Source organism: Azonexus sp. (assembly GCF_036170495.1).
In the GTDB taxonomy this organism is placed as follows: domain Bacteria; phylum Pseudomonadota; class Gammaproteobacteria; order Burkholderiales; family Rhodocyclaceae; genus Azonexus.
In genome coordinates, this window is record NZ_JAVHPH010000425.1 from 1 (window position 1) to 9,130 (window position 9,130).

General features: G+C 62.8%; 9 protein-coding genes and 1 riboswitch. Of the genes, 5 read left to right on the forward strand and 4 right to left on the reverse strand.

The genetic code is table 11. The features are described from left to right. The coding region (locus tag ADADOO_RS15445; protein ID WP_511278394.1) for a hypothetical protein at positions 1-218 on the reverse strand (218 nt) is incomplete at its 3' end. 124 nt (positions 219-342) lie between these two features. Then, positions 343-3,108, reverse strand: a complete 2,766-nt coding sequence (locus ADADOO_RS15450; protein WP_511278395.1) for a ribonucleoside-diphosphate reductase subunit alpha — start codon at positions 3,106-3,108, stop codon at positions 343-345. 160 nt (positions 3,109-3,268) lie between these two features. Then, positions 3,269-3,471, reverse strand: a riboswitch (cobalamin riboswitch). Between the two features lie 127 nt (positions 3,472-3,598). On the opposite strand from ADADOO_RS15450, the gene ADADOO_RS15455 reads away from it, so the two are divergent. The 3 genes from ADADOO_RS15455 to ADADOO_RS15465 are packed head-to-tail and all read left to right on the forward strand — an operon-like array spanning position 3,599 to position 5,818. Then, positions 3,599-4,975: a 3'-5' exonuclease family protein gene (locus ADADOO_RS15455; RefSeq protein WP_511278396.1), complete on the forward strand. Its 1,377-nt coding sequence runs from the start codon at positions 3,599-3,601 to the stop codon at positions 4,973-4,975. 11 nt (positions 4,976-4,986) lie between these two features. Further along, the gene (locus ADADOO_RS15460) at positions 4,987-5,448 is read left to right on the forward strand and encodes a CreA family protein (protein ID WP_511278397.1); all 462 of its coding nucleotides are present in this window, start codon (positions 4,987-4,989) and stop codon (positions 5,446-5,448) included. Position 5,449: 1 nt separating this feature from the next. Further along, positions 5,450-5,818 carry a cupin domain-containing protein gene (locus tag ADADOO_RS15465; protein ID WP_511278398.1) on the forward strand — a complete coding sequence of 123 codons (369 nt, stop codon included), beginning with the start codon at positions 5,450-5,452 and terminating at the stop codon, positions 5,816-5,818. Positions 5,819-5,839: 21 nt separating this feature from the next. On the opposite strand, the gene ADADOO_RS15470 is transcribed toward ADADOO_RS15465, so the two are convergent. Continuing rightward, positions 5,840-6,607, reverse strand: a complete 768-nt coding sequence (locus tag ADADOO_RS15470) for a class I SAM-dependent methyltransferase (protein WP_511278399.1) — start codon at positions 6,605-6,607, stop codon at positions 5,840-5,842. Next, complete coding sequence (locus tag ADADOO_RS15475) at positions 6,594-7,835, reverse strand: BtaA family protein (protein WP_511278400.1); 1,242 nt, start codon at positions 7,833-7,835, stop codon at positions 6,594-6,596. The genes ADADOO_RS15470 and ADADOO_RS15475 overlap by 14 nt, the downstream gene beginning before the upstream one ends. Before the next feature lie 254 nt (positions 7,836-8,089). Between ADADOO_RS15475 and ADADOO_RS15480 the strand changes: the two genes are divergently transcribed. Together ADADOO_RS15480 and ADADOO_RS15485 are read left to right on the forward strand one after the other, a co-directional pair. Further along, positions 8,090-8,401, forward strand: a complete 312-nt coding sequence (locus ADADOO_RS15480) for a hypothetical protein (protein WP_511278401.1) — start codon at positions 8,090-8,092, stop codon at positions 8,399-8,401. 35 nt (positions 8,402-8,436) lie between these two features. Continuing rightward, on the forward strand, positions 8,437-9,130 hold a 694-nt coding region (locus ADADOO_RS15485), incomplete at its 3' end, for a trypsin-like peptidase domain-containing protein (protein ID WP_511278402.1).

Consider the following 9,130-nt stretch of genomic DNA (forward strand, 5'->3'; position numbering starts at 1 on the left):
ATGTCGATCACGCCGGCATCGGGGTCGATGACGCCGCCGGTATCCGGCCGGGCCAGGGTGTCGTAACGACTGACGCCGACGATGCAGTCGGTCAGCCCCAGCCAGTCGAGGGCGCGGCTGATGTAGGGCGACTGGCTGACGATCCGGGGGCAGTCGGCGGCCTCGGCGAGGCCGGCCGAGAGGGCCAGGCAGAGCAAGGCAACATGGCGGAATTTCATGGTTTTCCTGTAGATGGGATTCATTGGCAGGCCTCGCATTCCGGGTTGTGGCTACGGCCGCTGCGCTTAACCTGGCAAGCCAGGTTAGCCTGCGCCGCAACCCATCGAAGAAGTGGGTCGAGTTTCATTGGCATGCTTCGCACTCCGGGTTGTCAATCGAGCAGAATTTCGGCTCTTCCGGAACCGCTGCCTCGTCGCGCCCACCCGCTTTCTCGGCCTGGCTGGCGCCTAGCGTGCGCAGGTAGTAGGTGGTTTTCAGGCCACGCAGCCAGGCCAGCTTGTAGATTTCGTCGAGCTTCTTGCCCGAGGGCAGCGCCAGATACAGGTTCAGCGACTGGGCCTGGTCGATCCATTTCTGACGACGCGCCGCCGCTTCGATCAGCCACACCGGATCGATCTCGAAAGCCGTCGCGTAGCGCGCCTTGAGCTCGTCCGGGACGCGCTCAATGCGGGCCAGCGAGCCATCGAAATACTTGAGGTCGGCGACCATGACTTCGTCCCACAGGTCGAGCGCCTTCAAGTCCCTGACCAGCGCTTCGTTGACCACGGTGAATTCGCCCGACAGGTTGGATTTGACGTAGAGGTTCTGGTAGGCCGGCTCGATGCTGGCCGAGACGCCGACGATGTTGGAGATGGTCGCCGTCGGCGCGATGGCGACGCAGTTGGAATTGCGCATGCCGTGGCGGGCGATGCGTTGGCGCAGGGCGTCCCAGTCGAGCGTGGCGTCGCGGTTAAGGTCGAGATGACCGTCCCGCCCTGCTTCGAGCAGTCGGATCGAATCGAGCGGCAGGATTCCCTGATCCCACAGGCTGCCAGTGAAGCTTGAATACCGGCCGCGTTCGCCGGCCAGTTCGCTCGACGCCGAATAGGCGTGGTAGCAGACGGCTTCCATGGTCTGGTCGGCAAATTCGATGGCTGCGGTCGACGCGTAAGGCAGGCCGATTTCGACCAGGCAATCGGCGAAACCCATGATGCCCAGCCCGACCGGCCGATGCCGCAGGTTGGCGTTGCGCGCCTTGGGCGTGGCGTAGAAGTTGATGTCGACGACGTTGTCGAGCATGCGCAGCGCGGTGGTCACGGTGCGCGCCAGCTTGGCCTGATCCAAGGCGCCATCCTTCAAGTGCGCCAGCAGATTGACCGAGCCGAGATTGCAGACGGCAGTTTCCTCGTCCGAGGTATTGAGCGTGATTTCGGTACAGAGATTCGAGCTATGCACGACGCCGACATGCTGCTGCGGCGAACGCAGGTTGCAGGCATCCTTGAAAGTGATCCACGGATGGCCGGTCTCGAACAGCATGGTCAGCATCTTGCGCCAGAGCTGGACGGCGGGAATTTTCTTGTGCAGCTTGAGTTGCCCGGCGGTGGCTTGCGCCTCGTAGCCGACATAAGCCGCCTCGAATTCGGTGCCGAATTTGTCGTGCAGGTCAGGCACGTCGACCGGCGAGAACAGCGTCCATTCGCCGTTGGCGATGACCCGCTGCATGAACAGGTCGGGAATCCAGTTGGCCGTGTTCATGTCGTGCGTGCGCCGGCGCTCGTCGCCGGTGTTCTTGCGCAGGTCGAGGAACTCCTCGATGTCGAGGTGCCACGTTTCGAGATAGGCGCAGACGGCGCCTTTGCGCTTGCCGCCCTGGTTGACGGCGACCGCCGTGTCGTTGACCACCTTCAAAAAGGGAATCACGCCCTGACTCTGGCCGTTGGTGCCCTTGATCCGGCTGCCCAGCGAGCGCACCGGCGTCCAGTCGTTGCCCAGGCCGCCGGCGTATTTCTGGAGCAGGGCGTTTTCCTTGATGCTCTGGTAAATGCCGTCAAGATCGTCGGCCACGGTGGTCAGGTAGCACGACGACAGCTGCGAATGCAGCGTGCCGCTGTTGAACAGGGTCGGTGTCGAGCACATGAAATCGAAGCTGGAAATCAGGTCATAGAACTTTATGGCGCGCGCTTCGCGGTCGATTTCGTTCAAGGCCAGGCCCATCGCGACGCGCATGAAGAAAATCTGCGGCAGCTCGATGCGCCGCCCGTCGATGTGCAGGAAATAGCGGTCGTACAAGGTCTGCAGGCCAAGGTAGCCGAACTGCAGGTCGCGTTCCGGCTTGAGCGCGGCGGCCAGACGCGGCAGGTCGAAGCTGGCCAGACGCGGGTCGAGCAGCTCGGCCTCGATACCGCGTTGTATGAATTTTGGCCAATATTTCCGGTTGACCGTAGCAACGTCCTCCGCCGCCACCGGCGCGCCGATGACCTCCTCGCTTAGGCTGGCCAGCAGCAGGCGGGCCGTCGCATAGTTGTAGCCCGGCTCGCGCTCGATCAGGGTGCGCGCGGCGAGAATCAGGGCCTGCCACACGTCGGCCATGGCGACGCCATCGTAGAGATTCTTCAGCGCCTGATCGAGGATGGTCCGCGCCGAAACGCCCTCGCCCAGCCCGGCGCAGGCCGCTTCGCAGGTGTTCAGCAAGGCGGCGATATCGAGCGGCTGGCGCTGGCCATCGACCAAAACATGCAGCACCGGCACCCCGGCCACCTCGCCCAGGCTCGCCCGCTCGGCGGCGCGGCGCTCGCGGTAGAGGACGTAGGCGCGGGCGACATCGTGCTCGCCGGCACGCATCAGGGCCAGTTCGACCTGATCCTGGATGTCCTCGATATGCACCGTGCCGCCATCGGGCAGGCGGCGGGTCAGCGAATTGACCACCGTCTGCGTCAGGCGGGCGACGACCTCGCGCAGGCGCGACGACACCGCGCTCTGGCTGCCCTCGACGGCAAGAAAGGCCTTGCTCAGCGCGATGGCAATCTTGTCGGCGTCGAAGGCAACGAGCGCGCCGTTGCGGCGGATGACCTGCAGGGCAGCCACCGCGAAGGCGTTAGCAGCTGAAAGGGACTGGATATTGGATGGCAAGGCGATTCTCCGTATCGGGGGGCGGAGAACCGAGTGCGCGACCAGCCGGCGCCCGCCAGCCAGCGCTGCGGGAGGAAACCCGGCAACGGCAGGAGACGACGGACAAACGGCAATGGACCACGCAAAAACCTCTCGTCAGGGACACCCCGCCCCAAAACCATGAAAGAAATTTGTCGTGGCAGGTCTCCTGGCTCTCGGTTCATTGCGTTTCAGCCGCCTTCCCGGACGCATCCAGTGGCATGTGTTGGCGAAACGCTCGCCGATTACAGTTGCGGGGGCAGCCCCGGAATTCAGACCTTGCGGCCTGGCACCGGATTCCCGTTTTAATCCCCCGAAAGGGAACCATCAACGGCGCCGAGTCTAACGACGACGCATGCCATGGTCAACACCGAAACACTAAATAACGCCTCTATGCCGGCCACCGATACTACCTGTAGTGTTTTTTGCCATGACAGGCATCAAAGGATGTCGTCCGTGAGAAAATCCACCCATGCGACCCCTAGCCTTCGTAGACCTCGAAACCACTGGCGCCACCGCCACCCATGACCGCATCACCGAAATCGGCATTGTCGAAGTCGATGCCGACGGCAGCGTTCGCGAATGGCAGCAGCTGGTCAATCCCGGCATGCGGATTCCGCCCTTCATCGAGCAACTGACTGGCATCAGCAACGACATGGTGGCCGATGCGCCGCCGTTCGAGGCGGTGGCGGCGGAAACCATGAAGCGTCTCGAAGGCCGGCTGTTCATCGCCCACAACGCGCGTTTCGACTATGGCTTCCTGAAAAACGAGTTCAAGCGCCTCGGCATCACTTTCCGCGCTTCCGTGCTGTGCACCGTCAAGCTGTCGCGCGCGCTGTTTCCCGAGCACAAGCGCCACAACCTCGACAGCCTGATCGAGCGCCACGACCTGCAAGCCAATGCCCGCCACCGGGCGCTGGCCGATGCCCAGCTGATATTTCAATTTTGGCAAAAAATTCGGGTTGACCGTAGCAACGAGCAATTCGAGGCCGCGCTCAAGGCGCAGAACGCCCACCCCAGCCTGCCGCCCCATCTCGACGCCGGAATCATCGATGAACTGCCGGAAGCGCCCGGCGTCTATCTGTTCTACGGCGAAAACAACCTGCCGCTCTACGTCGGCAAGGCCAAGGACATCCGCCAGCGCGTGCTTTCGCATTTCGCCGGCGACCACAGCGCCGCCAAGGAAATGGAACTGGCGCAGCAGGTCAAGCGCATCGACTGGATCGAAACGGCCGGCGAAATCGGCGCCCTGCTCAAGGAATCGGCGCTGGTCAAGGCTTTGCAGCCAAGCCACAACCGCCAGCTACGCAAGAACGACGAGGCCTGTACGTGGACGCTGATCGATGAAGGCGAAGGCTGGCTGCGGCCGCAACTCATGGCGCTGGCCGACATCGAGGCCGGCCTGACCAGCGCCTGCTATGGCCTGTTCAAGACCACCAAGGAAGCCAACAAGGTGCTGCACGCCCTGGCCGAATCGCACAACCTCTGCGACGTGTTGCTCGGGCTGGAAAAAGCCAAGCCCGGCAAACCGTGTTTCGGCTACCAGCTCCGGCGTTGCAAGGGGGCCTGCGTTGGTGCCGAGCCCTACGCCAAGCACACGGTTCGCCTGATCTCGGCGCTCGTCGGCCTCAAGCTCGTTGCCTGGCCCTTCGCCGGCCCCGGGCTGGTCCGCGAAGGCGACGAAATCCACCTGATCGAAGGCTGGCGCTACCTCGGCACCGCCGCTTCGGACGAAGAACTACACGCCCTGCTCGACAGCCCGCGCCCGCCCTTCGACCGCGATATCTACAAAATCCTCACGAAATACGTCGGCAAGCTGATTCCGTTATCATCGACCCGACCATCCTGAACGGAACCATCATGAAAACCGCCGCCCTTCTTCTCGCTGCTTTCTCCGCCCTCTCCCTGCCCGCCACCGCCGAAGAAATCGGCTGTGCGACGACGACCTGGAAGCTGATCGGGGCCAATCATCGCGTCTGTATTTACGCCTACGACGACCCGAAGATTCCCGGTGTGACCTGCCACGTCAGCCAGGCCCGCACCGGTGGCGTCAAAGGCAGTTTCGGGCTGGCCGAAGATCCGTCGCAGTTCTCGCTGGCCTGCCGACAGATCGGCCCGATCACCCTGCCCGCCAAGCTGTCGGAAGACGAAATCGTCTTTAGCGCCGACACCTCGATTTTCTTCAAGGAAACCGATGTCCATCGCTTCTTCGACCACAAGCGCAACGTCCTGATTTACATGGCGATCAGCCGCAAAATCATCGAAGGCGCCCCGGCCAACGCCATTTCCACCGTGCCGATCCAGCCGTGGGGCGGCAAGTAAGGTGAAAACCTCGCGCGACGCGATCGGCCCCTACATCACCAAGGACGGCACGGAAATCCGCGAACTGCTGCACCCGGCGCAGCACGGCGCCAAAAACCAGAGCCTGGCCGAAGCGCTGGTGCCGGCCGGCGGCACGACCTTGCTGCATCGCCATCAAGTGACCGAAGAGATTTACCACGTCACCGGCGGCACGGGAGTCATGACGCTGGGCGCTGAAAAATTCCCGATTGGCCCTGGCGACAGCGTCCTGATCCCGCCCGGCACGCCGCATTGCGTGGCGAACACCGGTAAAACGGCGCTGGTCATTCTGTGCTGCTGTGCGCCGGCTTATTCGCACGAGGATACGGTTTTGCTGGACGCCTCGGCGTAAGAAAAGCGCCGGTAGTTGGCGTCAGTCCGGCTTCTTCAACCATTCCGGCAATGCCGCCGTAAGCTGACTCACCTCGCCCGCCAGGTCGCCCCGCTCCCCGACAAACAGGTAATACGGCGCCTGAACACCCGGAAAATAGGGCACTGTCGCCCGCAGCTCAGCCGAAAACTGCTCGACGAACATCCGCCTGAGCATCGCCAGATGCTCTCCCGACAGATGCACGCCATCATGGCCGAACCAGTTGCGCCAGAAGGCGTTGCTCAGTCGGCCGCCGGCAGCTGGCAGATGAAAATCGACAACGCCGATGCGCCCGCCCGGGACCAGCATGGCCTGGGCATTGGCGATCACCCGCGACCAGTCGGGAATCATCGTCAGCGCGTACGACATGAAGACGAAATCCACCGGCTGATCGGGCTGCCAACTTGTCGCGTCGGCCTCGATGACCCGGATCCGCTCATGGCCGGCCGCCCGTTGCCGCGCCACGTCGAGCAAGGCCGGACAAAGATCGACCATGTCGAAACTGGCAAACTGGCCGGCCCGGGCGCCGATCCGCAGCAGGCTGCTGCCCGTGCCGCAGCCGAGCTCGACGACCCGGGCGCCAGGCTGCAGACTCAGACGCTGGATCAGTTCCTGCCGGCCGTACAGCAGGCGTTCACGAAAGGCGTCGTAGCGATCGGCCTGCGGCGCATAGAAAGCCTGCAGGCGCTCGGCGTGGCTGCCGGATTTCGGCTGGCCGCAGAGCAGGCGCCACAGGATGCGGGCATCGGCCGCCAGATCAGGCGCGACCATGTTCCGCCAGCTGGGCGATGACGAACCCGGCGTAGGTGTGCACACGGTCGTCGCCTTGCAGGCGGGCGGCAAGTTCGGTCTCGAAGTTGAGCATTTCCTTGAGCGGCTTGTGTTGCGGGCCGGCCGTCACCCAATCAAGGAACGGCGGGTTGGCGTGGGCGCTGCGTAGCAGCAGGCGGGCTTCGGGCGCCGCCCGCTCGAAGATGGCGTTCCACTCTTCAATCAGCGCCGCCGGGTAGTAGCAGCTCATCCAGTCCATGTGGTCGAGCAGCACGAAGCGCGTGATCGGCTCGTCGCCGGCCTGCAGGAATTCGGTGACGGTGCAGGTATGCGGCTCGATGCAATCGACCAGGCCGCCCTTGAGCGCATTGAAGTTTTCTTCTTTCAAATAGGACGGGCAGCAGTCGCGGGTGTAGCTACCGGTCAGATAGACGCGCCAGAAATAGTTTTCACCGACCGGCAGGTTGCGGAAAACGTATTCGATGGCATCGCGGATGAATCCCGAAACGCCGCCCGGATGCTGGCCCTGGACCAGCCGGCGCTGCGGATGCGGCACACCGAGCAGGCTCATGGTCAGCTGGCGGTTGAGCACCCAGTTGATGACCGGCGTCCACAATTCACTGGCGATTTTTTGGTCGTAAATCTGGCGTTGTTCGACCAGATTGGTCGAGGCGAACAGTTCCGTAACGCGCTGGGCCAGCGCCGGCCGCATGCGGAAATAAGTGCGGAAACCGCGCGCCACGAAGCCGGCCAGGCCATGAAAATAGAAGCTGCCGTGACGGCTGCAAAACCAGTTGAAACGGCGATCCCAATAGGTTCTGGCGAAATCCGAGAGTTCGGCCCGCAACTGGTGGCGGTAGATGTTCTTGATATTGGGGTGAAATCCGCTGCCGAAAATGGCGAAGAAATCGTCGAAACCGAGTTTGCGGATACCCGCCATCTTCAGTTCGAGCAGCGCATTCTGGCGCGGGTTGGCGTCAATCGCATAAACCTTGGCCGGCCCCTGCAGGGCGTAGTCGAGCGCGTTGCAGCCGGCGCTGGTGATCACCATCACCGTGTCCTGCGGCCCGAGGTGCAGTGCCCGGCGGTCGACCGCCGGGTCTTCCCAGCAAGTGTTGTAGACCAGCGAGCGCGAATAGAGCGCATCGAAAATCTTCTGGTCGATGCGGTCCTTGAGGGTCAGATTGAGAGCGGGTACGGCCAGGTTGAGCGGTGCGGGTGCGTTCATGTCGGCGCGGGTCGGTTTGGAATTTCTCCAAATTAAGCGCCGCGTGTTACGACCCCATGACAAACGGCAATCGATCGCACATCGACCACGTTTTCCGGCCCGCTGCCGATTTCAATTTTGGCCATTTTTTCCGGTTGACCGTGGCATCCGGCGCTCGGTAAAAATTTGATACAAATCGTCGCAAAAACACCCATCGAAAAAAGTCCAATCGGGGCAAAACTGCGGGTCTACTGATTTTGCAAAAGGAGTGACCGATGCAGACTGATCCCCATTGGCAAGAACAGACCCTTGCCCGATTCATACTGGCCTCCCGCCAGCACCTCGGCCTCATGCAGGCCACTGCCAGCCTGGAACCGCCCCGCCGCGTCGCCGGATCGACCCGCAAGCTGTTGCGCTCGCTGGTCGTCGCCAGTTCCCTCGGTGCCTTGTTCGGTGCCCCGGCATTCGCCAGCGAAACCAGCAACGAACCCGCCAAGCGCAGCCCGAACGAACACGGCACACGAATGAAAGCCAACGACCACAGCGCCCACGCGCACCGGCTTTCCATCCACGGCCGAAATCGTTGATCAATATCCCCAAACCCACGCAACAAGAGGTAGCCATGAACCGTAATTCACTGAAGATGACCGTCGCCGCCATCGCCGTCGCAGCCGCCATGGGCGGCGCCTATTCGCTCGGTCAGAACGTGCCTTTCGGCCACGCCAACGCAGCCACCCAACCGACTGCCGCCGTCGCCGCCCCGGCAATCAACATCACCACCCCCAACGGCCTGCCCGACATGCGCAGCATCGTCGCCAGCAACGCCCCGGCCGTGGTCAATATCAGCGTCACCGGCACGCGCAAGACGGCGGCTACTGGCCCCGACCTGCAACAGATGGACCCGAACGACCCGTTCTTCCAGTTCTTCCGCCACTTCCGCGGCCAGATGCCAGAAAGCAACCAGCCGATGCACGGCCTCGGCTCCGGCTTCATTGTCACGGCCGATGGCACGGTGCTAACCAACGCCCACGTCGTCGATGGCGCCGAGGAAGTCACCGTCAAGCTCAACGACAAGCGCGAATTCAAGGCCAAGGTACTCGGCCTCGACAAGGCCAGCGATGTCGCCGTGCTCAAAATCGACGCCAAAAACTTGCCGACCGTAAAGCTGGGCACCTCGCTGCAAACCCAGGTCGGCGAATGGGTGCTCGCCATCGGCTCGCCCTACGGTTTTGAGAGCAGCGCCAGCGCCGGCATCGTCTCGGCCAAGTCGCGCAACCTGCCGGACGGCAGCTACGTCCCCTTCATCCAGACCGACG

What these genes read in the sequence shown, in the direction of transcription:
- ADADOO_RS15455 (WP_511278396.1), top strand. Translation starts at nt 3,599, where the DNA reads ATGCGACCCCTAGCCTTCGTAGACCTCGAAACCACTGGCGCCACCGCC.
- ADADOO_RS15460 (WP_511278397.1), top strand. Translation starts at nt 4,987, where the DNA reads ATGAAAACCGCCGCCCTTCTTCTCGCTGCTTTCTCCGCCCTCTCCCTG.
- ADADOO_RS15470 (WP_511278399.1), bottom strand. Translation starts at nt 6,607, where the DNA reads ATGGTCGCGCCTGATCTGGCGGCCGATGCCCGCATCCTGTGGCGCCTG.
- ADADOO_RS15475 (WP_511278400.1), bottom strand. Translation starts at nt 7,835, where the DNA reads ATGAACGCACCCGCACCGCTCAACCTGGCCGTACCCGCTCTCAATCTG.
- ADADOO_RS15480 (WP_511278401.1), top strand. Translation starts at nt 8,090, where the DNA reads ATGCAGACTGATCCCCATTGGCAAGAACAGACCCTTGCCCGATTCATA.